The sequence below is a fragment of the Variovorax sp. 05L425 genome, from assembly GCF_056397705.1.
The window spans coordinates 243611-267241 of the sequence record NZ_JBFTNY010000003.1; the positions used below are offsets into that span (position 1 = coordinate 243611).

Here is a 23631-nt window from a genome sequence, read left to right on the forward strand (position 1 = left end):
CCAGGGAAAGGCTGTGGGATGGAAATAGAACGTTACAGCATCGCGAGCCGCGGCCCGCGCGGGCTTTTGCCTATGGCACGGCGACGGGCTCCGCGCGTGGCACTGCCGCCAGCAAAGTCTGCGTGTAGGGATGCTCCGCATGGGCGAAGAGATGCTGCGGCGCACCACGCTCGACGACGAGGCCGCGATGAAGCACGCAGACTTCGTCGCACAAGTGGTTCACCACCGCGAGGTCATGGCTGATGAGCAGGTAGCTGATGCCGTACCGCTGCTGCAGGTCCTGCATCAGGTTGAGCACCTGCGCCTGCACCGACACGTCGAGCGCGCTCACGGGCTCGTCTGCCACGATGAGCTTGGGGCGCGTGATCAGCGCCCGCGCGATGGCGATGCGCTGCCGCTGACCGCCGGAGAATTCGTGCGGGTACTTGTGCAGGTCGTTGGCGCGCAGGCCGACGGCTGCCAGCGATTCGCCCGCTCGCTCGTGCTGCTCGGCGCGACTGGTTTCGCCAAGTGCTTCCAGGGGTTCCGCGACGATGCGCGCCACGGTCTGGCGCGGGTCGAGCGAGCCGTAGGGGTCCTGGAACACCATCTGCACATTGCGCCGCGCCTTTCGCAGTTCGTCATGGGGCAATGCGTGCAGATCGCGGCCGAGCAGCTTGACGGTCCCCGAATTCGGGCGATCGAGCGCCATCACCAGCCGCGCGATGGTCGATTTGCCCGATCCCGATTCACCGACGATGCCCAGGCTCCGGCCGGAAGGGATGCTGAAACTCACGCCGTTGAGCGCCTTGACCATCGGCGGTGGCCCAAACAGGCGTTCGCGCGGTAGCGTGTAGTGCCGAACGAGGTCGGTGACTTCCAGCAGTACGCCGGATTCGACGGGGGCTGTCATGCGGCCAGCCCTTCGCTCGCGGCGACTTCGTCGAGTCGGATGCATCGCACCAGATGGTCATTCGGAAGCCGTGCCGCGTCGGGGCGCGTCGTGTGGCAGGCATCCACTGTGTAGCCGCAGCGACCGGCGAAGGGACAGCCCGCCGGCAAGTCGACAAGTTCAGGCACGCTCCCCTTGATGGTCGCGAGCTTGACGCCGCGTGCCGCGTCGAGCGCCGGTCGCGCTGCAAACAGGCCCTGGGTGTAGGGATGCGCGCGCTCCGCGAAGACGGCTGCGGTGGGGCCGCTCTCGACCACACTGCCGCCGTACATCACCAGCATCTTCGACACGCTTTGCGCGATCACGCCGAGATCGTGCGAGATCAGGATGAGCGCCATGCCGCGCTCCGCCACGAGGCCGCGGATCAGTTCGAGGATCTGCTTCTGGATCGTGACATCGAGGGCCGTCGTCGGCTCGTCGGCAATCAGCAGGTCGGGCCCGCAGGCCAGCGCCATGGCGATGCCGATGCGCTGACGCTGTCCGCCGGAGAACTGATGTGGATAGGCATCGAGGCGCGAGGCGGCGTCAGGGATGCCGACACGTTCGAGCAGCGCGAAGGCTTCCTTGCGCGCATCGGCTGCGGAAAGCCCGCGGTGCAAGCGCAAGGGCTCTCCCACCTGGCGCGCGATGGTGTGGACCGGGTTCAGCGCGGTCATCGGCTCCTGGAAGATCATGCCGATGCGGTCGCCGCGGATCTTGCACATCTCGCGCTCCGGCAAGTCGACGACTTCGGTGCCGTCGAATCGGATGCTGCCCGTGACTTTCGCGGTGGACGGCAGCAGTCCCATCAGCGATTGCACGGTGATGGATTTGCCGCAGCCTGACTCGCCGACGATGCCGAGCGTTTCGCCGCGCTCCAGCGTGAAGCCGATGCCACGCACCGCCTCGGCCGGACCGCGCTGTGTCTGCAATTGGACGTGGAGATTGTTGACTTCGAGAAGAGGCATACGGATTCAGCGCGCGCGGGCCAGGCGGGGATCGAGCAGGTCGCGCAACCCGTCGCCGAGGAGGTTCAGCCCGAGCACGGCCAACGCAATGGCCAGGCCGGGAAACACCGCGAGCAGCGGCGCCTGGAACATCATCGTTTGCGCCTCGCTCAGCATGCGACCCCACGAAGGCTGTGGCGGCTGCGTGCCGAGGCCGAGGTACGAGAGCGCCGCCTCGGCCAGGATCGCGATCGCGAAGCGGATCGTGATCTGGACGATCAGCACCGCCGAGATGTTGGGCAGCACGTGCTGCATGGTGATTGCGAACGGCCCCTTGCCGCAGGCGCGGGCCGCCGCCACGTATTCACGCGACCAGATCGCGTTTGCCGACGCGCGAGTGATGCGCGCAAAGGTCGGTATGTTGTAGATGCCGATGGCGATGATTGCGTTGACGATGCCGGCCCCGAACACCGCCGTCATCATGATGGCCGAAAGGATCGCGGGGAAAGCCATGGTGAAGTCGGMGAAACGCATGATCGCTTCCTCGACCCAGCCGCGACGGGCCGCCGCAAGCAGGCCGAGCGCCGTGCCGACGGTCAGGCCGATGCCGACCGCGATCACGCCGACGAGAATCGACGCGCGCGCACCGACCAGCAACAGCGACGCCACGTCGCGCCCAAAGGTGTCGGTGCCCAGCCAGTGTGCAGCGCTGGGCCGCTGGAGCTTGCTGGCGAGGTCCATCTCATACGGCGACCAGGGCGTCCAGACCAACGAGACGGCAGCGGCCAGCAGCAGGAGCAGCGTGAGGACACCCCCGATGACGAAGCTCGGGTGGTGCAGTGCACGGCGCCAGAAGCCGGGGACCTTGAACGCTGCCGCGCTCGGCGTGGTTGCGGGAATGGCGCTCATAGCGGCCGCCGCCGGGCCGCCCCAAGGCGAGCCGCGCCTCCCCCTTGGGGGGTGCTGTGACGCGGAGCAAAGCGAAGTGAAAAGCCGGGGGGTCTCATATGTCGCTCGCCTTGATGCGGGGATCGATGACGGCATACAGAACATCGACCACGAAATTGACGATGACGACCATCGCGGCCAGCAACATCACACAGTTGCGCACCACGATCAGGTCGCGATTGCTGATCGCCTGGAAGATCAGCCGGCCGAGGCCTGGCAGATAGAACACGTTCTCGACCACGATCGTGCCGGCGAGCAATTCGGAGAACTGCATGCCCATCACCGTGATGACCGGGATCAGGGCGTTTCGCAACACGTGGCGCCAGAGTACGGCACGCTGCGACACACCCTTGGCGCGCGCGGTGCGCACGAAGTCTTCACGCATGACCTCGAGCACCGCCGAGCGCGTGATGCGCGCGAGGATCGCGGCTTGCACGACGGCGAGCGACAGCGCCGGTAGCAGCAGCGCCTTCAGGCCTGCGAAAACGCCTTCGCCCCAGCCCTCGAAGCCGCCCGCAGAGAACCACTGAAGCTGAACCGAGAAGACCAGGATCAACAGGATCGCGAACCAGAAATTGGGAATGGCGACGCCGATCTGCGTCAGCCCCATCAACCCGACATCGCCGAGCTTGTTGTGCCGTGCCGCGGCCGTCACACCGACCACCAGTGCCAGAGCGGTGGTGAAGACCATTGCGAGCAGGGCCAACGGGACTGTCAGCGCCAGACGCTCCAGGATGAGGTCCAGCACCGGCGAACTGTAGGTATAGCTGTCGCCGAGTTGACCGGTCAGCAGACCGCCGATCCAGTGCCAGTAGCGGCTCCATGCCGGCTGATCGAGTCCGAGCTTGGTGGCGAGCGCCGCCACGGCGTCGGGCGACGCGTCCGGACCCATGAGCATCTGCGCCGCATTGCCCGGCAGGATCTCGAGCACGAGAAAGACAATGATCGAGGCGCCGATCAGCGTGGCAATCAGCGTGATGAAGCGCTTGAAAAGAAACAGACTCATAGGGCGGGCCGCAGCATAACCCGAGTCACGCAACGAGCGTGCCCGTGGTGGGGACATCGGTCGCGTGCAGGGCGGTTCCGTGCCGGCCGATCGATAATCGGCGCATGGCCTTGATGATCACCGACGAATGCATCAACTGCGATGTATGCGAGCCGGAGTGCCCCAACGACGCAATTTACATGGGCGTGGAGATCTACGAGATCGATCCGCACAAGTGCACCGAATGCGTGGGCCACTTCGATGAGCCGCAGTGCGTTCAGGTGTGCCCGGTCGCGTGTATTCCGACCAACCCCGAGCATGTCGAGTCGCGTGAGACCCTGTGGCAGAAGTTCCAGCGGCTCGCTGCCGCAAAGGCGGCCGTCCAGGACGGCGCGACCCATAGCGGCCCGCCCCTGGCCGCTTCCTAGGTGCTCGCCCGATTACTTGGCGCTGGCCTTCTTCGACTTCTTCGGCGGGGCTTCGGCGCCTTGCCAGCTCATGTAGGCCGGGTCCTTCTTTCCCTTTTTGGGCTTCTTCGCGGCTTCCTTGCCCGGACCAGTCGGCGTCTTCTTGGACTCCTTGGGCCTGGCGTCGATGAGGATCGGTCGTGGTTGCCTGGCTTCCAGGCGCAGACGATCGCTCTTCATTCGATCTGCGGCGGCCTGTGCTTCGCGAGTCGATGCGTCGGCTGCGCGCTTCTGGTCGGCATCGCGCGCGTCATCGAGGTCGAGCGCCTTGCCGCCCGTGCAAGGCTGGTCGGTGTAGGTGTTGCCGCAACGCCAGGCACCGCCGTTGCCCTCTGCGGCAAGCGCGGCCCACTGGAAGCAGGCCCCGGCTAAAAGCAAGGCACTGCGTGCGGCGATTTTCGAGTGTGACAGTTTCATTCTTTTTGCTCCCTTTCGCTTTCTCTCTCCGCTAGCCCGCGGCGGGTTCGCCCCCGTCGCCGGGCTCGCGCCTCGGTGGTTTGGGGCGCGGCGGCTTGCTCGTATGAATGAGCAGTGTCGCCTTGTCCATCTCGCCCGCGACGAGCGCCGGGAAGGCATGCAACGTGCGGACGATGGCGTCTTCGATGGCTTCGCGCTGTTCTTTCAGCGGCTTTTTCAGTACCCAGTTGACCACTTCGGACTTCACGCCCGGGTGGCCGATGCCCAGGCGCAGGCGCCAGTAGTCGCCGGTGCCGAGTTGTGCATGGATGTCCCGCAGGCCGTTGTGTCCGGCGTGACTGCCGCCCAGTTTGAGCTTGGCCTGTCCGGGCACCACGTCGAGTTCGTCATGTGCCACCAGGATCTCGTTGGGTTCGATCTTGAAGAAGCGAGCCAGGGCCGCGACCGACTTGCCCGAGACGTTCATGAACGTCTGCGGTTCGAGTAGCCATATCGGCCGCCCGCCCACCTGCGTGCGTGCAACAAGGCCGTGATAGGACCGTTCCGGCGACAGCGTGAGTTTCAGATCGCGCGCAAGCGCATCGATCCACCAGAATCCGGCGTTGTGGCGGGTGGCTTCGTACTCAGGGCCCGGATTGCCGAGGCCAACGAACAACTTGATCATGCGTGGATTATCTTGTCGGCGTCTTGTCGGCCGACCTCAAAAAGAAATGGCCCGCACAGGGCGGGCCATCTTGGGAGGCAAGAGCGAAGGGGAGATTACTTCTTCTTCGCGGGCACCTTGGCATCAGCCTTGGCTGCGGCCGGAGCACCTTCTGCGGCGACAGCGCCTTCTGCGCCGGCAGCAGGCTCTTCAGCGACCAGCGGTGACACGGCGGACACAACCACCGGATTGCCCTTGCCGTGGCTCACGAACTTCAGGCCCTTCGGCAGCTTGAGGTCGTTGACGTGGATCGTTGCGTTCTTCGTCAGACCCGAGAGGTCGACTTCGATGAACTCGGGCAGGTCGGCCGGCAGGCAGCTGACTTCGAGTTCGTTCATCACGTGGTTCACGAGGTTGTGGTCGAGCTTGACGGCCGCGGACTCCTCTTCGCCCTTGAAGTGCAGCGGCACCTTGACTGTCATGCGGGTGCGTGCGTCAACGCGTTGGAAGTCGACGTGTTGCACGAGCGGACGGAACGGATGGTATTGCACGTCGCGCAGCAGCACCTTGCTGGAGTTGCCGCCGAGTTCCATTTCGAGGATCGACGAGTGGAAGGCTTCCTTCTTGAGGGCGTGCCACAGCGCGTTGTGATCGAGCTCGATCAGCTGGGGCTGGCCTTCACCACCGTAGACGATGCCGGGCGTCTTGCCCGAGATGCGGAGACGGCGGCTCGCACCCGTACCCTGCTTTGCGCGCTCATAAGCGACGAATTTCATAACTGACTCCTGTGGAAGTCGACCGCGACCAGTGCGACTCCGGTTTCAAAAAGGGCCTCCTGAAGGAAGCCCGGCTTTTTGTTCAGAACAGGTTTTCCTGATCCGAGAACAAACTCATGACCGACTCGCCCTTGGCGATGCGCTGAATCGTTTCGGCAATCAGCGGTGCCACGGAGAGCTGGCGAATCTTTGCGCAATTCGTCGCGCCGTCGGAGAGAGGGATCGTGTTGGTCACGACCACTTCGTCGAGCGCGGACCCCTGGGCGATCCGCTCGATGGCGGGACCCGAGAAGATGGGGTGCGTGCAGTAGGCGTAGACCTTCTTCGCGCCCCGCTCTTTCAATACTTCGGCTGCCTTGACCAGCGTGCCGGCGGTATCGATCATGTCGTCCATGATCACGCAGTTGCGGCCGTCGATCTCGCCGATGACGTGCATGACTTCGCTCACGTTGGCGCGCGGACGGCGCTTGTCGATGATCGCGAGGTCGCAATTCAATTGCTTGGCCAGCGCACGGGCACGAACAACGCCGCCGACGTCGGGCGAAACCACGATCAAGTCTTCGTAGTTCTTTTGGCGCAGATCACCCAGCAGTACCGGTGACGCATAAATGTTGTCGACCGGAATGTCGAAGAAACCCTGGATCTGGTCGGCGTGCAGGTCCATGGTCAGCACGCGGGCCACGCCTACCGTTTCGAGCAGGTTGGCAACGACTTTGGCCGAGATCGGCACACGGCTCGAACGTGGGCGACGGTCCTGGCGTGCGTAGCCGAAGTAGGGGATCACGGCACTGATGCGCTCGGCCGAAGCGCGCTTGAGCGCATCAACCATGATGAGAAGTTCCATCAGGTTTTCGTTGGTCGGCGCACAGGTCGACTGAACCACGAAAACATCGCGCGCCCGCACGTTCTGGTTGATCTCGACAGTGACTTCACCGTCTGAGAATCGACCGACCCGGGCCGCGCCCAGCGAGGTGCCGAGGTGATGCGAAATTTCGGCGGCAAGCCCAGGATTGGCGTTGCCGGTGAAAACCATGAAATCAGGGTTATGAGCCTGCATGAGCGTCCCGGCAAAGTGCATCCGGCAATGCGAAATGGCTCTTGAAGGAGCCGCCAAAAATCTCGTGAATGAAGATTTGGCAGGGGAGAAAGGATTCGAACCTTTGCATGCTGGAATCAAAATCCAGTGCCTTAACCAGCTTGGCGACTCCCCTACACGGGTCGATGACCAACGTCATCAACCGATATATGTCGCACCAGACCGCAAGCGGCCTGATTTTTTAGGCCGCCCAGCCCACGAGGGGATGAACAACCAAATTGCTGCATTTGCGAACCTGCCAGCCCTGAGGGGGCACTGCCAATTCGGCTTCATGCGGCATTGCTGCAAACACCGAACTTCCTGAACCGGTCATGCGGGCTTGCAATCCCTGCCGGCCGAGCCATTCGATGGCTGCGGTGACCGCGGGGCAAAGCCTTTGTGCGACCGGCTGCAGGTCGTTATGACCAAAGTCAAAGCGAAAACTGTTTGCCTTCGCTTCGCTGTATGCAGCAAAGCCCGAGATTATAGCAGCGGGTGTTGCGCGTTGGAGATCCGGCGCTGTAAAAATTTGACGAGTGTCCAGCCCCTCGGTTGGCTTGACAACCGCGAACCGCCCTGAAGGCAAGATGACCGGCGTAATTTGCTCGCCGATTCCCTCGACCCACGCATTGCGTCCGCGAAGGAAAAACGGAACGTCGGCGCCGAGTCCCAAGCCTATTTGTTCCAGCTGTGGCAGCGGCAGGTTCAAGCCCCACAGACGATTCAATGCCAGGAGGCATGTGGCCGCGTCCGACGAGCCGCCCCCCATCCCCGCTTGGGCCGGGACATGCTTGGCAATGCCGATGTGGGCGCCTTGCGTTGTTCGCGCGAATTCCTGCAATGCCTTTGCGGCGCGCACGATCAGATCGTCGGCTGGAAGGGCCACGGTCAGATCCTCTCGACTGATGACGCCGTCACTTCGACACTCGACATGCAACGTGTCGGACCAGTCGATCAGCATGAATACCGACTGCAACAAGTGGTACCCGTCTGCGCGCCGTCCCGTAATGTGCAGGAAGAGATTCAGCTTTGCTGGTGCAGGCAGATCGTAGATTGCCTTCATGCGCGCTCAAAGACGATGCGCAGGTCGGCTCGAGGCTGTGGCGACTCACGGGTTGCCTGCAAGCGCCCGGTGCCGACCTGCGAGAGATCCGGGCGCCAGCCGGGCACGCGCTCGTCGCGGCCCGCCAACCAGGCGAACAAGGCGCCGACAGGGATGGCCGCGCCTGTCGCGGCCTCGATCAGCGCGTCTACCGAGTCGAAACGCTGCGTTTTGCCGCCGTTTCTGAGCAACGCCTCGCCCGGTGCCCAATGAAGCTGCGCCAAGGTGTTGCCGATCGGGCTGGTCAGCGTCAGATCGCCTGCTTGAGGCACCCCGCGAAGTTCGAACAGGGCAGAGAAGGTCTGCACGGGTTGGCTGTCAACGCGCAGGGACAACCGTCCGCTCCAGGCCTCGGCGGTACTCGCGCCGATCGCGCCCTGACGACCCGGGCTTGCGCAGCCCGCGACGAGCAACGCACCGGCGCAGGTGGTCAACAGCAGCGAACGCCGATTCAAAGTTTCACGCGCAGGCGTTTGAGCGTTTCCTGCAGCGTCTCGTTGTCCGCATCCGCCAGTGATGCTTCCTTCCAGATGGAAAGCGCACGATCGCGCTGGCCTGTCGCCCACAAGACCTCGCCCAGATGCGCGCCGATCTCGGGGTCGGGGCGGCGCTTGTAGGCGTCTTCGAGGATTCGCGCGGCTTCCCCTGTATTGCCGAGCCGGAATTCAACCCACCCGAGGCTGTCCGCGATGAAGGGGTCATCAGGCGCAAGCTGGACGGCCTTCTGGATCAGCGTGCGCGCTTCTTCAAGGCGAACCTTGCGATCGGCGAATGAGTATCCGAGCGCGTTGTAGGCGTTCTGGTTATCGGGCTTGATTTCGATCAGATGACGAAGGAGGCGCTCCATCTCGTCGAGTCGATTCAGCTTCTCGGCGACCATTGCCTGGTCGTAGATGAGATCGGTGTCCGTGGGCGCTGCCGCGCTCGCCTTGGCCAGCATGTCGAAGGCCGCTTGGTACTGTCTGGCATCGCGCAGCAGTTGGACTTCGGCCAGGAACTTCTGCTTCTTCTCGTCGGGGGTGCGCTCTGGGAGGCTGCGGATCAGTTCGCGAGCCTGCGCCAATTTCCCCTGCCGCGCCAGCAATGATGCGCGGCGCACCTGTGCAGCCAGGAGATCGTCGGAGTTGTCGATGCGTGCCAGCCAACTGTCGGCGCCGGCAAAGTCCTTGCGACGTTCGGACAGTTGGGACATCAGCAGATAGGCCTGTGTCAGTCCCCGATCGCGGGCGTCGTCGTCGGGCTGCGTGGTGGCCAGCGAGATATAGCGTCTGATTGAAGCATCCGCCGCCGCATCCTGGCGCGCCTGTGCCTGAAGACTTCCGAGGAGCAGCCAGGGCTCAGGCAGTTCGGGGCGCGCCACTGTGAGGGCGGCGAGTTCGGCGGTCGCGTCGTCGTAGCGGCGGCCTTCGACCAGCACCCGTGCATAGGCAACGCGCATTTCCGGCTGGGCCTTTGGATTCGCGAGATAGCGTTTGACAATCGGCTCCGCAAGCGGCTGGGAGGGGTCGATCAAATCCAGCGCAAGCACCGCCGGCCCTTCCGACGAAGGGTCCATTTCCTGGCCCTTGACGGCGGCGTCGAGCGCTCCGGCGGTGTCTCCCGCTGAGAGGCGCAGGCGTCCAACGGCTGCCCAGGCCGCGCCTCCCGTGGCGGGATTCTTGAGGTCGTCGGCAAGAGCCTGCTCGACGACCGACGCGGCGAGCTTCTTGTCGGTGGCCCTGGCGTAGTTGCGAGCGACGACGGCCATCAACAAAGGCTTCTCGATCTGAGGGGTTGCGGCGACTTCGGCCCGAAGAGGTTCGACCGTTTCCCCGATGCGATTGAGCGCGATCAGGATCTGCAATTCCAAGCGTCGCGCGTCGCGCGACTGGGGTATGGATTCTTTCCAGGCCCGCGTGGCCGCAAGCGCAGCATCCCATGAACGCGCCTGCGCCGCGATCTCGACGGCGCGCTGAAACAGTTTGTCGTCGCGCGACTGTCGCGCGGAGTTGAGGATCTGTGCGTAGCCCCCGCCGGGGTCGCCCGATCGCACATCAAGCTCGCCCACCAGCACTTCGTAGAAGAGCTCGGCCGTCATGGCGGAAGGCTGCGCCACCGTCTTGTCGGAATCCGTGGCGGCGGCAGCGGCGGACGGCGGGGTTGCGGCAGGCTCGACAAGGGGTGTGAGGTCGCTGGGGATTGAAGGCGCCTGCGGTTCTGTCTGGGCCTGGGCGGCAAGCGCGATCAGAGCCGAGAGCGCAGCCGCCGCAAGGCGGGATCGACGAGGCGAAAAGGTCATCGGACCATAATAATCCAGGCTCCTGAACGATGGTCGTGCGGGGGTTTCGATACCCTAGCGAATCGTGTCAGGCTTCCCGCCATGCCCGAACTACCTGAAGTTGAAGTCACTCGCCGCGGTTTTGCCGATCGCATCGCCGGCGCCCGCATCGAGGCGATTCGTGTCGGCAAGCCTCTGCGCTGGGCGCTCGCCGTTGAACCGACTTCGCTGGTCGGGCGCACGGTGAGGGCAGTGCGAAGACGCGGGAAATATCTGCTCGTCGACCTTGATGCCGGCCTTCTTCTCATGCATCTCGGCATGTCCGGCAGCCTTCGCTTCGACGCCTCACTGCCACCCGCAGGCGTGCATGACCACTTTGACCTCGTGACAAGCAAGGGCACCCTTCGCCTCAATGATCCGCGCCGCTTCGGCGCCGTGGTCTATGTTGAGGACGAGGCCTCGCCGCTCGCGGGAAAGCTGCTGGGCGGCTTGGGTATGGAGCCGCTCGGGGACAGCTTCGACTTCGATGCATTCCTGGCGGGAATTCGCCGCCGGAGGGCGCCGGTGAAGCAGGTGCTGCTGGCCGGCGATGTCGTGGTGGGCGTGGGGAATATCTATGCCTCGGAGGCGCTGTTTCTAGCGGGAATTCGCCCCACGCTTTCTGCGTCCCGGATCAGCCGGCCCCGGGCCTTACGCCTGCATGCCGCAATCAGAGAGATCCTGGCCAGGGCTGTCGAACGGGGCGGGAGCACGCTGCGTGACTTTTCAAATATTGACGGGCAAAGTGGTTACTTCCAGTTGGAAGCCACGGTTTATGGCCGTGCCGGGGACCCTTGTCGGGTATGTGCGACACCGATTCGGCAAGTGCGGCAGGGGCAGCGATCGACGTATTTCTGCCCAAACTGCCAAAAGTCCTGAGACCATTCGGGCGAATGATCTCCTGGAGCCGTGCCGATGCTATATTTTGTAAATTGTCCTTACATTTGTCCCCTTGACCGCCTCCTTTAACCAGCAATTCGACCAGCATGGCACTTGGCGGCGCAATTTCGCGCACCGCCTCAAGTGGCTTGCGAGCTGGCTGAACGAGAACGAGCTGCTGAATCAGAGCGTCGCGGAGCGGCTTCGAGATGTCGAGGCACAGCTGCGAACCAGCAAGGTCATGGTCGCGTTCGTCGCGGAGTTTTCGCGCGGCAAATCCGAGTTGATCAATGCGATCTTCTTTGCGGGCTACGGTCGTCGAATCATGCCCGCGAGCGCGGGGCGCACCACGATGTGCCCGACTGAGCTGGGCTATGACCCCATGCATCCGGCCAGCCTGCGACTGTTGCCGATCGAAACCCGTCTCGAAGCCCATTCGCTCGCGCATTGGCGTGACGAACCGGACCGCTGGACCGAAATCGCGATCGACGTCGAGAATGCCGAGCAACTGTCGCAGTCGATGAGCAAGGTCGCCGACGTGCGCTGGGTGCCGGTGGATGAGGCGCAGGCACTCGGCTTCTGGAGCGACGACACGCCCGACGACAACCCCGTCCCCGATTCAGACGGCCGCGTCGAGATTCCCCGTTGGCGTCACGCGGTGTTGAACATGCCGCATCCCTTGCTTGAGCAAGGCCTGGTGATCCTGGACACACCCGGACTCAACGCGATCGGCGCCGAACCCGAATTGACGGTGAGCCTCATCCCGCAAGCCCACGCCGTCGTGTTCATCCTGGGTGCCGACACCGGCGTGACGCGATCCGATATGTCGATCTGGCGCGAACATCTGGTCACCGAGGGCGATGTGAGCGACACCCGCATCGTCGTGCTCAACAAGATCGACACGATGTGGGACATCCTCAGCACGCCCGCGCAGGTCGACGCGCAGATTCAGCGACAGCGCAAGGGCGCGGCCGAACTGCTTGGCGTGTCCTTGTCGCAAGTGCTTCCGGTTTCGGCTCAAAAGGGATTGCAGGCCAAGATCCGCCGGGATGTGCCGCTACTTCAGGCGAGTCGGCTTCCCGCGCTGGAAGCTGTGCTGGGCGAAGGGCTGCTCGGCAAACGCGAGACGATGCTGCGGCTGGCTGTCGACGCGGGCATTGCCGCGCTACGCACGGAGGCGGCCCGCATCCTTCACGTACGCCAGCGCGATCTGTCCGAGCAGGCGCTCGAGCTGCAGGGCCTGCGCGGCAAGAACGGCTCGGTCATCCGGCACATGCGAGTTCGCATCGAGCAGGAACAGACCGAATTCGAGGGCAGCAATACCCGCATCCTTGCCTTGAGGTCGGTTCAGGGAAAGCTGCTGCGAGAGGTCTATGCCGTCCTCGGGAGCACCGCGCTGAAGGCGGACATGGGCCGACTGTCCGCGGCGCTGAAGCGACGCGGCATCAAGTTCAACGTGGGCAAGGTGTACGGCGAAACCTTCGATGCGCTGCGCAACAATCTGCGCGAAGTCCAGGCGACCACCGCCGAGATCCAAGCGATGCTGCACGCAACCTTCCGGCAACTCAACGCCGAACATGGCTTCACGCTGCAGGCGCCGCCCGAGCCCGATCTCACGGGATTCGAGCAGCAACTGACGCAGATCGAGCGCAGTCACACCCATTACCTCGGCGTCGGCAATCTGCTCAAGCTGGCGCAGCCTGACTTCTGCGACAAGCTGGTGCGCGCGCTGGCCAGCCGCCTGCGCGTGGTCAACGAAGCCGCCATGACAGAGGTCGAGCGCTGGAGCAAGGGCGCCGGCGCACAGCTCGATGCACAACTGAAGGAGCGGCGTCGCACCTTCACCAAGCGGATCGAGGCGGTCGAACGCATCCAGGGTGCTGCCGGCAGCCTCGACGAGCGTCTTGCCGAATTGGCGGCTCAAGAGAGCAACCTCGTCGAGCTGCATCGCCGGTTGGGCGAACTCACGACACTGCTCGTGAGCCATGAGGCGCCCAACGCCGCGCCGGTGCGCAGCGAACTCAGTGCAGCCTGAAGACCCGCGGTCGGCGGCGCAGCGGATCGCCCGGACCTTTGCAGAAAGCGTCGTCGCCTGGCAGCGCACCCATGGACGCAGTGAACTGCCATGGCAGAACACGCAGGATCCCTATCGCGTCTGGCTGTCCGAAGTGATGCTGCAGCAGACACAGGTTTCGACCGTGCTGGGGTACTTTGCGCGATTCCTCGAACGCTTCCCGACCGTGGAGGCGCTCGCCGCCGGTACCGAGGACGAGGTGTTTGCGCTGTGGAGCGGGCTCGGCTACTACAGCAGAGCGCGCAACATGCATCGGTGCGCCCAGGAAGTCGTCGCACGGTTCGGCGGAGCGTTTCCGCGCACTGCGGCTGAATTGCAGAGCCTGCCCGGCATCGGCCGCTCCACCGCGGCGGCGATCTCGGCCTTTTGCTTCGGCGAGCGGGTTGCCATCCTCGACGGCAATGTGAAGAGGGTGCTCACGCGGGTGCTGGGTTTCGACGGCGACCTGTCTTCCTCGGCCCAGGAGCGCGCCTTGTGGAACGAAGCGACTGAGCTGTTGCCGCCCGCGACGCAGCAACGGTCCATCGCTCGCTACACGCAAGGATTGATGGATCTGGGCGCCACGGTTTGCCTTCCGCGCAAGCCGAGCTGCATCATCTGTCCGGTAGGAGATGCGTGCATCGCACGACGTCAAGGCGCGCCCGAGAAGTACCCGGTCAAGACCCGCAAGCTCCGCCGTAGCGCTGAATCGCTGTGGATGCTGCGCGCACGTGATACCCAGGGCCGCGTGTGGCTTGAAAAGCGCCCCGCGAGAGGCATTTGGGCGGGTCTTTACTGTCTCCCGGTCTTTGAGAGCCGCGACGCGTTGCTGGATGAACTGTCGGCTGCCGACCGCAAGGAGGCACGCGACGAAGCGGGATTCGTCCACGTGCTCACGCACAAGGACCTTCATTTGCATCCGGTCGCCGTCGATTGCCGTGCCTCGTCGTCACTTGGCGAGGGTGGGAGATGGTTCGACGAGCGGGAGTGGCCAGAACTCGGAATACCGGCGCCGGTGCGCAAGCTGCTGGCGAACGGCGGTTGAGGAGGCCGCACGAGCGGTCAGGCTCCGTCCAGCTCGCGGTGCCTTTTGAGGGCTGCCCATTTCGCGCCGAACCCGCGCGCCAGTTGCTCGACGAGGAAAACCGAGCGGTGCTGACCGCCGGTGCAGCCGATGGCCACGGTGACATAGCTGCGATGGTCTTGCGCGAGTGCGTCCAGCCATCTTCCGAGGAACTGTTCGATATCGGCGTACATGCGCGCGACATCGTCGTGTTCCCGCAGCCACTCGATGACGGGCGCGTCGCGACCGGTCAATGGTCGCAGCGCAGCCACGTAGTGTGGGTTGGGCAGCATGCGGACGTCGAACACGTAGTCGGCATCGAGCGGCACGCCACGCTTGAACGCGAATGACTCGAACACCAGGGTGAGGGTGCTCTGCGGCGCCGAGATCAGCGACTTGACGTAGCTTTGTAGTTGCGCCGGTCGGATGATGCTGGTGTCGATCACGTCGGCGCCGTCGCGCAGATCAGCGAGCAACTCCCGCTCGAGTTCGATGGCCTGGACCAGCACGCGCTGCTGCTCGGGTGCGTCGGTGTGGCCTTCGTGCCGGGACAACGGGTGCCGGCGCCGGGTTTCCGAATAGCGCCGCACCAGCGCGTCGGTCGTCGAGTCGAGAAACAGCGAGCGCAGCGATACGCCTTCGCGCCGCAAGCCTTCGAGTTGCTGAGGGACCAGTGGCAGTGAAACACCGCTGCGGACGTCCATGGCGATTGCCACCCGCGCCGTCTGTTGTTGCTGCTGCAATGCGATGAAGGGCGCTAGCAGTTCTGGCGGCAGGTTGTCGACGCAGTAGTAGCCCGCATCCTCGAGCGCATGCAGCGCCACCGACTTGCCGGAGCCGGACATCCCGGTGATCAGGACGAGTTCCAGGCTCACGTTGAGGTCTCCCGCGCCTTGCTGCCCAGCATCTCGCGCGCGTGCGCCAGTGAGGTCTGCGATACGCGTTCGCCGCCGAGCATGCGCGCGATTTCCTGTGCCCTGCCTTCGCTGTCCAGCACCGAGACGCCGCTTTCGGTGCGAAGACCGTCCTGGCTCTTGGCGCCGGTCTGGCGCTTCGCAACAACGAGGTGGTGATCGGCACAGGCGGCCACTTGCGGCAGGTGGGTGACCGCAAGGACCTGTCGGTCGCGGCCGAGCTGCTTCATGAGGCGGCCGACGGTCTCCGCGACCGCGCCGCCGACGCCGGCGTCGACTTCGTCGAAAATGAGGGTCTGTGCCGCACCGAGTTCACTGGTTGTCACGGCGATGGCCAGCGCGATGCGCGACAACTCGCCACCGGAGGCCACCTTGCCAATGGAGCGTGGCGTGCTGCCTGCATGCCCGCTCACCAGGAATGCGATGTCCTCGAGGCCGGACCGGCCGGGTTGCGGCAACGGCTGTAGCGCGACTTCAAAGCGACCGCCCTTCATGCCGAGCTCTTGCATGGCCTGCGTCACCGCTTGGGCGAGCCTGGGCGCAGCCTGCTTGCGCGCCTTGCCCAGTGTCTTTGCTTCCTTCATATAGGCCTGCTGCGATGCCTGCTCGGCTCGTTCGAGCGCGTCGAGGTCGCTTTGGGCATCCAGGGCCTGCAACTCGTCTTGCCACCCGGAAAGCAGAGCCGGAAGCTCCCCGGGCTGACGTCTGTAGCGTCGGGCGAGCGACATCCAGAGACCCATCCGCTCATCCAGTTCGGCGAGCTTCTCTGGGTCGGTGTCGGCCTGACGGAGATACCCGTGCAGCGAATGGGCAGCGTCTGCGGCTTGCGCCACACTCGACGCCAGGACCTCGCCGAGTACCTTGAACTCGGGTTCGATGTGCTCACAGTTTTGCAGCATCGTCACGGCGCGGCTGAGCGCGGCCAGCGCGCCGCCATCGTCGTCTTCGAGTGCAGCGCATGCGCCCTCGGCGGCATCGATGAGCGCATGCGCATTGGAAATGCGTGCGTGATTGGCTGAAAGCTCTTCCCACTCGTCGGCACCGGGCGCCAGTTTCATCACCTCGGCGACCTGCCACTGGAGGCGTTCCCGCTCGCGTTGCAGGGAATCCTGTGCCGAGCGCGCGGTTTCGAGCGAGGACATGGCTTGCCGCCAGGCGTGCCATGCGCTGTCGAGCGCGGTGGTCGTGACGCCCGCGTAGGCGTCGAGCAGACCGCGAACGGCCTCGGGGCGCGTCAGGCTTTGCCATGCATGTTGGCCGTGGATGTCGAGCAGGCGGTCGCCGAGTTCGCGCAACTGTGTCGCGGTGGCGGGGCTGCCGTTGATCCAGCCACGGCTGCGTCCCTGAAGGTCGACCGTCCGGCGAAGCATCAAGGAATCCCCGGCCTCGAACCCTCCTTCGTCCAGCCAGTTGCCCAGGGCCGGGTCGGCATCGAACTCTGCAGTGACGTCCAGCCGCTCGGCGCCTTCGCGCACTGAACCGGCGTCGGCGCGATTGCCGAGAGCGAGCTGTAGAGCATCGATCAGGATCGACTTACCCGCGCCTGTCTCCCCGGTAAGGACGGTGAAGCCCTTGGAGAGATCGAGCTCCAAGGCGCGCACGATCACGAAATCGCGCAATGCGATGCGGCGCAATGCCATTTCAGGAACCTCCTTCGTTCCAATGCAGTTTTTTGCGCAGCGTGTCGAAATAGCTCCAGCCCCTGGGATGCAGGAAGCGGACGCGGTAGTCCGAGCGGCGCACGACGACCCGATCGCCGATGGCCAGTGTTGCGAGGGATTGCATGTCGAAATTGGCGCTCGCGTCGCGCCCGCCGACGAGTTCGATCGAGACTTCCTCGGCATCGGGAAGCAGGATCGGCCGGTTGGAGAGCGTGTGTGGTGCGATCGGCACCACGATCCAACCGGGAACCGCCGGATGCAGCAGGGGCCCGCCCGCCGACAACGCATAAGCCGTCGAACCCGTGGGTGACGCGATGATCATCCCGTCGGCGCGCTGATTCGCCACGAAATGACGGCCGACCGTCACGCGCAACTCCACCATGCCCGACGTCGCGCCGCGATTCACGACGACGTCATTCATGGCTTGCGCGTCAAAGACCGACACACCGTCGCGCATCACCTGCGCGTGCATGAGGCTGCGGTGGTCTTCTTCGTATTCGCCGGCCAGCATCGGGATCAGCGTCGCTTGGTAGTTGTCGAGGGCGATGTCTGTGATGAAGCCAAGCCGCCCCCGGTTGATGCCGATCAGCGGGACACCGTAGGGCGCGAGCTGCCGTCCGATACCGAGCATGGTGCCGTCGCCGCCGACCACCAGGCCGAGGTCGCACTCCTCGCCGATTTCTTCCACCGTGAGCGCCTTGTAGCGACTTACCTCGATGTCGTCGGCCTGGGATTGCTCGACGAAGACCGTGCACCCTTGTGCTTCGAGAAAGGCACCGATGCCCTCCATGACTTCATCGAGCGCGCCGCATTGCGCCCGCGCACCGGAAGCCTGGTACTTGCCTATGAGTGCGACGTGACGAAAGCGGGAGCTCATCTACAAATTACAACATTAAAATTGCCCGATGCTGGACGACCGCGCCAAGTTGCTGCTGAAGACACTCGTCGAGCGCTATATCGCCGAGGGGCAACCTGTGGGGTCGCGCACGCTGTCTCGCGCGTCGGGGCTGGATCTTTCGCCTGCGACGATTCGCAACGTGATGTCCGACCTCGAGGGGCTCGGTCTGATCGCCAGCCCTCATACATCGGCAGGTCGGATCCCGACCGCACGCGGGTACCGTCTTTTCGTCGACACCATGCTGACTGCGCAGCGCGAGCACCTTGCCGCGCCGAGTCTTGCGCCTGACCAACCGCAGAAGGTCATCGCCAATGCGGCGAATCTGCTGTCCAACCTGTCGCAGTTCGTGGGAGTCGTGATGGCACCGCGGCGCGCCTCGATCTTCCGACAGATCGAATTCCTTCGACTTTCCGATCGCCGATTGCTTGTGATCATCGTCTCGCCAGATGGCGACGTGCAGAACAGGGTGATCTTTCCGGAGGCGGACTATTCGCAATCGCAATTGGTCGAGGCGTCCAACTACATCAATGCCCACTACGCCGGGCTGTCGATCGAGCAAGTGCGGGATCGCCTTCAGTCGGAGGTCGAACAACTGCGGGGAGAGATCGCCGAACTGATGCAGGCGGCTGTCAAGGTGAGCTCCGAAGTCCTGACCGAGGCGCAAGACGAGGTCGTGATCGCCGGGGAGCGTAATCTTCTCGCGGTGACTGATTTCTCCAGCGATATGGGCCATTTGCGCCGCGCGTTCGAACTGTTCGAGCAAAAAGCGCAACTGATGCGCCTTCTGGATGTTTCCAGCCAAGCCGAAGGCGTGCGCATCTTCATCGGTGGCGAGAGCCAGGTCGTTCCTTTCGACGATCTCTCCATCGTGAGCGCGAATTACGAAGTCGATGGGCAAGTGGTCGGAACGCTCGGTGTCATCGGGCCAACAAGAATGCCGTATGACCGCATGATCCAGATCGTCGACATCACTTCGAAGCTCCTCACGAACGCATTGAGTCACCGGAAGTAAGGAGTGAGCTCTGCGGCCCACTAGAATCCGCATCGCGTGGGCCGTTAGCTCAGTTGGTTAGAGCAGCGGACTCATAATCCGTTGGTCGCTGGTTCAAGCCCAGCACGGCCTACCACCAGTTCTTCTTCGCTTTTGCGCGAAGGTTCAGCACTTCGAGACAGGGCACCAGATTTGGATGCTATACTCGCAAGCTGTGCGGCTGTAGCTCAGTTGGATAGAGTACTTGGCTACGAACCAAGGGGTCGTGGGTTCAATTCCTGCCAGCCGCACCACTATTGATAAGGGTTAGCACGTTAGCGCGTGCTAACCCTTTTTCTTTTTCGGATTCTTCTTGGCGCATACATTGGCGCATTGCCCTTGCATTGGCGCTTGGATCGCGGCCGTCGAGGCCGCATCGCAAAGCGCCGGGCGCGCGGAAATACGAGCTTGCTCTACCGGCCGCAGGAGACGCACAGCGCCCGCCTGGCCACCAACCCCTCATCCACATCGCTTCCGCCTTGCCTGCGCCCGCCTGGCGCGTCGGCCGCGACCACGAGGGCAGGCCAACTCACCCCACCCGGGGTCATCGGCCGAGCGGCAAGAATCTTTGAGAGACTGCTGACACGATTTCGCCCTTGGGACTTTTTTGCCCTGAGCGGATTTATGCCGCCAGCCCGCTTGTCGGCGTACAACCGCGCAACCATGACCGAATTCGATGCGCTTCTGGCCACGGCCACCGACCCGGGCACGTCCCCACGCAGGCGCGTTCGTGCCGCCTGCACGATCCTCGATGCGCTTCACCCGAAACCCATCAGAAGGGAGCCACGCCGGCCGGTGGCCCGCAGCCCCGACGAGCTGCGTGCCGCGCTCGAAGCCCTGCATGCCCGCCGCGAGACGCTGGAGCGGCCGTAGCGATGCCCATGCGTGCAGGGCGCCAGCCGGCGCACGGAATGAAGACGGTCGCCTCCCTGTCTCAGGTCGCCGCAGAGCTGGGCTGCTCGAAGGCCCGGGCGCAGCGGATCGAGGCGCAGGCTTTGATGAAACTACGGGCCGTGCTGGCGCAGCGTGGCTACGTGGTGGATGACCTGATGGACGCGCCGCACGTTCCGGCGGCCGGACCCGGGGCGGCGGCTACCATGGCGCCATGACCACGCCCGCCCCCACCGCCAGCACGAGGCCCGATGAAGAATCGAGCGCCGACCCGCCACTACTTTCGGGGATGCTGGCGCTGACCAAGGTGGCCAAGGCGCTGCACGACCGGGGGCTGAGCGCGGAGGAAATCAAGGCAGCATTGAAAACGGCCTTGGAAATGAATCGGGCGAAGCGCACCCGGCAATGAAGGCAACGACCGACGCCAATGCTGCCACTGGTGCCGTTCCTGCCAGCCAGTCCCCCACAGCAAGATTGATCGCCATGAAAACCATTGCCCTGCTCGTGCTGCTCGAACTGCTCGTCGCTTGCTCGGCGACACCGATGGCCACTGAAGCCACCCAGGTCCGACAGATACAACCCCCAGAACCAGGCAGTCCATGCAAGTTCTTGGGCGCTATGGATGTCTCGGGCGGCCTCTTCTACTCAAGTCTGACCGAAGCCAACCGCGACATGCTCGCCAAGATTCGCAACGAGACCGCGCGACGGGGCGGCAATGCCTATACCCTCACGGCCCTAGTCGTCGAACATGGCATTAGCCTGCCCTTTGCTCAAGGGGATGCCTACAAGTGCCCCTAACTCGTTCCGCATTCTTGGCCAATGGCGAAGATTGATCGACGCGACCGTCCGATGGCTGCCCCCTCTGTGACCCCTACTTCAACCGACAGCGAACCCGTGCCGAAGGTGCTACATGATTTGGTGACGGTGGTGCACAAGCTGCGGGACGCCGGCCTGAATCACGAGCAAATCATGGCGGCGCTGAAAGCGCACAAGGCCAAGCTGAACCAGGCGAAAGCGAACACACCGCCGCCGATGGACTGACGGCCGATGACCAAGCCCAAGAAACCCCGGCCGAAACCGAGCCTCCCGCTGGCGCCGTTCCGACCACCGAAGAACCCGCTGGAGCCGCTGCCGCCGCGCCGGCTGTGGGGCACCAAGCCCACACCGGAATAGCCTTTGCATGGCGCTGTCGTCGGCTGCATCGCGAGCACTATGCGAACGGTCGGGCGCGTGTGCAGGAGTCGTCGCGCTGAATCCTCGGGAAGACCTGCGGAAAAGACAGTAGCGAATACAAGAGAATGCGTGAATTCGCGCGGCATGCCTTCATGACGCTCAGCCATGAGAACGCATCTCGAAAACAAAAAGCAGATCCATGACCTTGCAAGGCCAGCTAGTTCCCATCGTATGCACTCGGACCAAGCCACCGCCAGCCACAGCAGACGCTGACTTCATTGCCATTGACGAAGCCAGTACTGAGCGTTACCTGTGCAAGGGTCAATCAAGGGCCCGGTACCTTCCTGCAAGTGAATGGATTTGCAGTCACCTCGCACGAGCGTGCGGTCTTCCGGTGCCGCCCGTTGCTGTGATTGAGTTGGCCACCCGTCCAGGAAGCTACTTCTTCGGGTCGCAATGGCTCGGTGGCGCGTTGGACCCTGCAATGGCCTTCCGACAGGTGAGCAACCCAGAGCTTTTTGCCACAACGCACGCGGTTGACCTTTTCACTCACAACGACGACAGGCATCTCGGCAACTATCTGTACCTAGAGCTCGCAGGCGATGTCGTCATGCGCGTAATCGACTTCAGTCGCGCATGGATGCACCATGGATGGCCGCTCCCATCCTTACCTTTGTCGAGTTCGTGTCAAACCATCAACTGCCTGCCCGCTTGGCGACAGGAGTACGCAGCGCACTACATCGCTCCCCTAGACGTACTAACTGCGATCGGAGCCCTGCCTGACGAATGGATGCGCGATATTCTTGAACCCATGCCATCGGATTGGCTCTCGCACGAGGAGCGAATTCGCTTGCGCCAGTGGTGGGTGGGAAGCGCCCGCAAAATGCGACTAGCAAAGGCCCAATCATGTTTGCCATGAACGTAGCCCGTTACAGCCTGCTCACGATGCGACCTGATGTAGAGCGCGTCGATATCCTGTGCATAGGTCTAGCCTTGATCCGCGATGCCCGTTGGTCGTTCTTCATTCTTCCAACGGTGGACAAGCTGCGCGCGGTTGACATCGCCTTTCCACCGGAGCGACTCGCAAGACTTGGGGCCAATATCGCGAGTATTTTGGAAGACTGCTCTGATCTTCCAGATGCGCGCGCGCGTTTGCGTCAGTTTGGAGGCAACCTAGCCCTGCATGACTTTGAGGGAGAGATTGCGTTCGAGAACGACGCGCAACTGGATCAGCATGTGCGCTCGATCATGGCTGAATCTGTACTGCCAGCGCACCCTGCACTTCAACCGAACACGATTGCCTCCGCGCCACGAAGCTCTCGACTGCGCTCGAGGCTCAAATCGCAGTTCGCGAAAATGGGCATCTTGGGCAAGTCGGCGGACGAGATCAACGCGCACAAAGTGATCCCGAACTTTCCCGTATCGGTTCGACACGGCCTTAAAGCAGACTTCGCGCTGAAAAATGGCGCGATGAATCTCACCGAAACGCTGGATTTTGGCGTGGCCGACGAAGGTGTGCGTCAGAAGATTTTTGAAGCGCAGGCTAAGTGCCTTGTGCTGCGAACCGCAAAGGAGTCGTTCGGCAAGAAAACCCGATGCCATGTGGTGGTTGCAGACGGCGGAAATGAACGCGCGGCGCGAAGCATTGATTTGCTTTCCACGGTAGCGGAGGTATACGCTATCGAGAATGACGCTGACATGACAAGCTACTTTGAAGTCATAGCTAAGGCTGCGCGGCATACGGGACAACTTGCGTAGCCTCATGGAAACTGATCACGTCTTCGACTTTCCGCAGAAGCCCCTGTCCGTTCTGCACGACCTTGCCGATCACTTCTTCCGTGATGCGCTCGATTTCGGCACTCGGTTTGACCAGCTCTGGGAGGCTGGCCCCCTGATGCACAAGATGGGCCGCACGAAAACGTTTGTTGACCTGCTGATCGGTTGCGAGTGCGCACTCAAGGCGCATTGTTTCCTGAGCCACTTAGAAGATGATCCGGAAGTGGTCTATCGAGAAGTGCGCAGGCGGGGTCACAATATTGATCAGCTTGCGGCATACGCGACCCTGCTCAGCGATCGGTCGGACTACGAAGTATTGAACACAAACCTGGCCAGATTCTCCGTGTTCCTTCGATACTCAATTGATGCGTACGAGACGTTCTTCCCTTCGTACCAAGAACGCGAGCTCGCCGAACTCAATTACTCCCGGACGATCGGAAACAACGCCTGGGTGCTGGGAATACGAGCCTGTCTTGAACGCCTAAATGCTGCGCTTAGCGATCGTTTAGGTGGCTGGGTTACGGATGACCTTGAGGCAATACTTACCCATGAAAAACGCATGATGGATTTTGCCGATGCGTGCATACGCGGGAGCGGGCGCGCTGTGCGGGGTGTTCGACCTGGAAGGGATGAAGATGCCGTCGCGGCCAGTCCAAAGGGAGCCTAGCATCGTGCTCGGTAGCCCGATGATTTCCTGCGCCATTTAGGGCCCGTAGCCTGCCGACGA

27 protein-coding genes and 3 tRNA genes are annotated in these 23631 nt (G+C 63.2%); 15 read left to right on the plus strand and 15 right to left on the minus strand.

Annotation, left to right across the window (positions count from 1 at the left end):
• Nucleotides 1–70: 70 nt before the first annotated feature.
• From AC1DN9_RS05330 to AC1DN9_RS05345, 4 genes are all read right to left on the minus strand, one after another.
• Nucleotides 71–892: an ATP-binding cassette domain-containing protein gene (locus tag AC1DN9_RS05330; RefSeq protein WP_478097956.1), complete on the minus strand. Its 822-nt coding sequence runs from the start codon at nt 890–892 to the stop codon at nt 71–73.
• Nucleotides 889–1878, minus strand: coding sequence for an ABC transporter ATP-binding protein (locus AC1DN9_RS05335; protein WP_478097958.1), 990 nt, complete (start codon nt 1876–1878; stop codon nt 889–891). The genes AC1DN9_RS05330 and AC1DN9_RS05335 overlap by 4 nt, the downstream gene beginning before the upstream one ends.
• Nucleotides 1879–1884: 6 nt before the next feature.
• Nucleotides 1885–2766, minus strand: coding sequence for an ABC transporter permease (locus AC1DN9_RS05340; protein ID WP_478097960.1), 882 nt, complete (start codon nt 2764–2766; stop codon nt 1885–1887).
• Between the two features lie 94 nt (nt 2767–2860).
• A complete protein-coding gene (locus tag AC1DN9_RS05345; protein WP_478097962.1) occupies nt 2861–3811 on the minus strand; it encodes an ABC transporter permease in 951 nt (316 codons plus the stop codon).
• Nucleotides 3812–3915: 104 nt separating this feature from the next.
• Between AC1DN9_RS05345 and AC1DN9_RS05350 the strand changes: the two genes are divergently transcribed.
• On the plus strand, nt 3916–4218 hold the full coding sequence (locus tag AC1DN9_RS05350) for a YfhL family 4Fe-4S dicluster ferredoxin (RefSeq protein WP_478097964.1): 303 nt from the start codon (nt 3916–3918) through the stop codon (nt 4216–4218).
• Between the two features lie 12 nt (nt 4219–4230).
• Here AC1DN9_RS05350 and AC1DN9_RS05355 read toward each other — a convergent pair whose 3' ends face one another.
• The 8 genes from AC1DN9_RS05355 to AC1DN9_RS05390 all read right to left on the minus strand — a co-directional run bounded on the left by AC1DN9_RS05355 (nt 4231) and on the right by AC1DN9_RS05390 (nt 10548).
• Nucleotides 4231–4674 (minus strand): hypothetical protein, encoded by a 444-nt coding sequence (locus AC1DN9_RS05355; protein ID WP_478097966.1) that lies wholly within the window; start codon nt 4672–4674, stop codon nt 4231–4233.
• Nucleotides 4675–4705: 31 nt separating this feature from the next.
• The gene (gene pth, locus AC1DN9_RS05360) at nt 4706–5338 is read right to left on the minus strand and encodes an aminoacyl-tRNA hydrolase (RefSeq protein ID WP_478097968.1); all 633 of its coding nucleotides are present in this window, start codon (nt 5336–5338) and stop codon (nt 4706–4708) included.
• A 95-nt stretch (nt 5339–5433) separates the two neighbouring features.
• A complete protein-coding gene (locus AC1DN9_RS05365; RefSeq protein ID WP_478097970.1) occupies nt 5434–6093 on the minus strand; it encodes a 50S ribosomal protein L25/general stress protein Ctc in 660 nt (219 codons plus the stop codon).
• A gap of 82 nt (nt 6094–6175) precedes the next feature.
• The gene (locus tag AC1DN9_RS05370; protein WP_478097972.1) at nt 6176–7150 is read right to left on the minus strand and encodes a ribose-phosphate pyrophosphokinase; all 975 of its coding nucleotides are present in this window, start codon (nt 7148–7150) and stop codon (nt 6176–6178) included.
• 77 nt (nt 7151–7227) lie between these two features.
• A tRNA-Gln gene (locus AC1DN9_RS05375) sits at nt 7228–7304 on the minus strand.
• Between the two features lie 66 nt (nt 7305–7370).
• Nucleotides 7371–8231 (minus strand): 4-(cytidine 5'-diphospho)-2-C-methyl-D-erythritol kinase, encoded by an 861-nt coding sequence (gene ispE, locus AC1DN9_RS05380; RefSeq protein WP_478097974.1) that lies wholly within the window; start codon nt 8229–8231, stop codon nt 7371–7373.
• The gene (locus tag AC1DN9_RS05385; protein ID WP_478097976.1) at nt 8228–8704 is read right to left on the minus strand and encodes a lipoprotein insertase outer membrane protein LolB; all 477 of its coding nucleotides are present in this window, start codon (nt 8702–8704) and stop codon (nt 8228–8230) included. Before AC1DN9_RS05385 ends, ispE begins: the two co-directional genes overlap by 4 nt.
• Nucleotides 8705–8721: 17 nt before the next feature.
• A complete protein-coding gene (locus AC1DN9_RS05390; protein WP_478097978.1) occupies nt 8722–10548 on the minus strand; it encodes a tetratricopeptide repeat protein in 1827 nt (608 codons plus the stop codon).
• A gap of 81 nt (nt 10549–10629) precedes the next feature.
• Here AC1DN9_RS05390 and mutM point away from each other — a divergent pair, with 81 nt between their 5' ends.
• The 3 genes from mutM (at nt 10630) to mutY (ending at nt 14543) form a co-directional block, all read left to right on the plus strand.
• Nucleotides 10630–11445 carry a bifunctional DNA-formamidopyrimidine glycosylase/DNA-(apurinic or apyrimidinic site) lyase gene (mutM, locus tag AC1DN9_RS05395; RefSeq protein WP_478097980.1) on the plus strand — a complete coding sequence of 272 codons (816 nt, stop codon included), beginning with the start codon at nt 10630–10632 and terminating at the stop codon, nt 11443–11445.
• A gap of 73 nt (nt 11446–11518) precedes the next feature.
• Complete coding sequence (locus AC1DN9_RS05400; protein ID WP_478097982.1) at nt 11519–13480, plus strand: dynamin family protein; 1962 nt, start codon at nt 11519–11521, stop codon at nt 13478–13480.
• Nucleotides 13431–14543, plus strand: a complete 1113-nt coding sequence (mutY, locus tag AC1DN9_RS05405; RefSeq protein ID WP_478097984.1) for an A/G-specific adenine glycosylase — start codon at nt 13431–13433, stop codon at nt 14541–14543. Before AC1DN9_RS05400 ends, mutY begins: the two co-directional genes overlap by 50 nt.
• Nucleotides 14544–14560: 17 nt before the next feature.
• On the opposite strand, the gene rapZ is transcribed toward mutY, so the two are convergent.
• From rapZ to AC1DN9_RS05420, 3 genes are read right to left on the minus strand one after another with little or no spacing between them, the layout of a single operon-like run.
• A complete protein-coding gene (gene rapZ / locus AC1DN9_RS05410) occupies nt 14561–15436 on the minus strand; it encodes an RNase adapter RapZ (RefSeq protein WP_478097986.1) in 876 nt (291 codons plus the stop codon).
• On the minus strand, nt 15433–17115 hold the full coding sequence (gene recN / locus AC1DN9_RS05415) for a DNA repair protein RecN (protein WP_478097988.1): 1683 nt from the start codon (nt 17113–17115) through the stop codon (nt 15433–15435). The genes rapZ and recN overlap by 4 nt, the downstream gene beginning before the upstream one ends.
• A gap of 1 nt (nt 17116) precedes the next feature.
• The gene (locus AC1DN9_RS05420; RefSeq protein WP_478097990.1) at nt 17117–18013 is read right to left on the minus strand and encodes an NAD kinase; all 897 of its coding nucleotides are present in this window, start codon (nt 18011–18013) and stop codon (nt 17117–17119) included.
• Between the two features lie 28 nt (nt 18014–18041).
• Here AC1DN9_RS05420 and hrcA point away from each other — a divergent pair, with 28 nt between their 5' ends.
• The 11 genes from hrcA to AC1DN9_RS05475 all read left to right on the plus strand — a co-directional run bounded on the left by hrcA (nt 18042) and on the right by AC1DN9_RS05475 (nt 23571).
• Complete coding sequence (gene hrcA, locus AC1DN9_RS05425) at nt 18042–19046, plus strand: heat-inducible transcriptional repressor HrcA (protein ID WP_478097992.1); 1005 nt, start codon at nt 18042–18044, stop codon at nt 19044–19046.
• Nucleotides 19047–19084: 38 nt separating this feature from the next.
• Nucleotides 19085–19161 (plus strand) — tRNA-Ile (locus AC1DN9_RS05430).
• Between the two features lie 80 nt (nt 19162–19241).
• Nucleotides 19242–19318: transfer RNA gene (locus AC1DN9_RS05435), tRNA-Arg, on the plus strand.
• Between the two features lie 370 nt (nt 19319–19688).
• Complete coding sequence (locus tag AC1DN9_RS05440) at nt 19689–19937, plus strand: hypothetical protein (RefSeq protein WP_478097994.1); 249 nt, start codon at nt 19689–19691, stop codon at nt 19935–19937.
• 38 nt (nt 19938–19975) lie between these two features.
• Nucleotides 19976–20173 carry a sigma factor-like helix-turn-helix DNA-binding protein gene (locus AC1DN9_RS05445; RefSeq protein WP_478097996.1) on the plus strand — a complete coding sequence of 66 codons (198 nt, stop codon included), beginning with the start codon at nt 19976–19978 and terminating at the stop codon, nt 20171–20173.
• The gene (locus AC1DN9_RS05450; RefSeq protein WP_478097998.1) at nt 20170–20364 is read left to right on the plus strand and encodes a hypothetical protein; all 195 of its coding nucleotides are present in this window, start codon (nt 20170–20172) and stop codon (nt 20362–20364) included. Before AC1DN9_RS05445 ends, AC1DN9_RS05450 begins: the two co-directional genes overlap by 4 nt.
• Entirely contained in the window at nt 20361–20753 is a 393-nt protein-coding gene (locus AC1DN9_RS05455; RefSeq protein WP_478098000.1) for a DUF4156 domain-containing protein, read from the plus strand. Before AC1DN9_RS05450 ends, AC1DN9_RS05455 begins: the two co-directional genes overlap by 4 nt.
• A 21-nt stretch (nt 20754–20774) precedes the next feature.
• Complete coding sequence (locus tag AC1DN9_RS05460) at nt 20775–20996, plus strand: hypothetical protein (protein WP_478098001.1); 222 nt, start codon at nt 20775–20777, stop codon at nt 20994–20996.
• A 331-nt stretch (nt 20997–21327) separates the two neighbouring features.
• Nucleotides 21328–22047 (plus strand): HipA family kinase, encoded by a 720-nt coding sequence (locus AC1DN9_RS05465; RefSeq protein ID WP_478098003.1) that lies wholly within the window; start codon nt 21328–21330, stop codon nt 22045–22047.
• On the plus strand, nt 22035–22886 hold the full coding sequence (locus AC1DN9_RS05470) for a hypothetical protein (protein WP_478098004.1): 852 nt from the start codon (nt 22035–22037) through the stop codon (nt 22884–22886). The genes AC1DN9_RS05465 and AC1DN9_RS05470 overlap by 13 nt, the downstream gene beginning before the upstream one ends.
• A gap of 4 nt (nt 22887–22890) precedes the next feature.
• Nucleotides 22891–23571 (plus strand): hypothetical protein, encoded by a 681-nt coding sequence (locus AC1DN9_RS05475; RefSeq protein ID WP_478098005.1) that lies wholly within the window; start codon nt 22891–22893, stop codon nt 23569–23571.
• Nucleotides 23572–23631: the final 60 nt, after the last annotated feature.

Coding starts and splice junctions, on each gene's coding strand:
- AC1DN9_RS05390 (WP_478097978.1), bottom strand. CDS start 10,548: ATGACCTTTTCGCCTCGTCGATCCCGCCTTGCGGCGGCTGCGCTCTCG.
- AC1DN9_RS05370 (WP_478097972.1), bottom strand. CDS start 7,150: ATGCAGGCTCATAACCCTGATTTCATGGTTTTCACCGGCAACGCCAAT.
- AC1DN9_RS05350 (WP_478097964.1), top strand. CDS start 3,916: ATGGCCTTGATGATCACCGACGAATGCATCAACTGCGATGTATGCGAG.
- AC1DN9_RS05440 (WP_478097994.1), top strand. CDS start 19,689: ATGCCGCCAGCCCGCTTGTCGGCGTACAACCGCGCAACCATGACCGAA.
- mutY (WP_478097984.1), top strand. CDS start 13,431: ATGAGGCGCCCAACGCCGCGCCGGTGCGCAGCGAACTCAGTGCAGCCT.
- ispE (WP_478097974.1), bottom strand. CDS start 8,231: ATGAAGGCAATCTACGATCTGCCTGCACCAGCAAAGCTGAATCTCTTC.
- mutM (WP_478097980.1), top strand. CDS start 10,630: ATGCCCGAACTACCTGAAGTTGAAGTCACTCGCCGCGGTTTTGCCGAT.
- AC1DN9_RS05330 (WP_478097956.1), bottom strand. CDS start 892: ATGACAGCCCCCGTCGAATCCGGCGTACTGCTGGAAGTCACCGACCTC.
- AC1DN9_RS05420 (WP_478097990.1), bottom strand. CDS start 18,013: ATGAGCTCCCGCTTTCGTCACGTCGCACTCATAGGCAAGTACCAGGCT.
- AC1DN9_RS05460 (WP_478098001.1), top strand. CDS start 20,775: ATGGCGAAGATTGATCGACGCGACCGTCCGATGGCTGCCCCCTCTGTG.
- AC1DN9_RS05450 (WP_478097998.1), top strand. CDS start 20,170: ATGACCACGCCCGCCCCCACCGCCAGCACGAGGCCCGATGAAGAATCG.
- AC1DN9_RS05355 (WP_478097966.1), bottom strand. CDS start 4,674: ATGAAACTGTCACACTCGAAAATCGCCGCACGCAGTGCCTTGCTTTTA.
- AC1DN9_RS05455 (WP_478098000.1), top strand. CDS start 20,361: ATGAAGGCAACGACCGACGCCAATGCTGCCACTGGTGCCGTTCCTGCC.
- AC1DN9_RS05475 (WP_478098005.1), top strand. CDS start 22,891: ATGGAAACTGATCACGTCTTCGACTTTCCGCAGAAGCCCCTGTCCGTT.
- recN (WP_478097988.1), bottom strand. CDS start 17,115: ATGGCATTGCGCCGCATCGCATTGCGCGATTTCGTGATCGTGCGCGCC.
- AC1DN9_RS05335 (WP_478097958.1), bottom strand. CDS start 1,878: ATGCCTCTTCTCGAAGTCAACAATCTCCACGTCCAATTGCAGACACAG.
- AC1DN9_RS05465 (WP_478098003.1), top strand. CDS start 21,328: ATGACCTTGCAAGGCCAGCTAGTTCCCATCGTATGCACTCGGACCAAG.
- AC1DN9_RS05470 (WP_478098004.1), top strand. CDS start 22,035: ATGTTTGCCATGAACGTAGCCCGTTACAGCCTGCTCACGATGCGACCT.
- AC1DN9_RS05345 (WP_478097962.1), bottom strand. CDS start 3,811: ATGAGTCTGTTTCTTTTCAAGCGCTTCATCACGCTGATTGCCACGCTG.
- AC1DN9_RS05365 (WP_478097970.1), bottom strand. CDS start 6,093: ATGAAATTCGTCGCTTATGAGCGCGCAAAGCAGGGTACGGGTGCGAGC.
- pth (WP_478097968.1), bottom strand. CDS start 5,338: ATGATCAAGTTGTTCGTTGGCCTCGGCAATCCGGGCCCTGAGTACGAA.
- hrcA (WP_478097992.1), top strand. CDS start 18,042: ATGCTGGACGACCGCGCCAAGTTGCTGCTGAAGACACTCGTCGAGCGC.
- AC1DN9_RS05445 (WP_478097996.1), top strand. CDS start 19,976: ATGAAGACGGTCGCCTCCCTGTCTCAGGTCGCCGCAGAGCTGGGCTGC.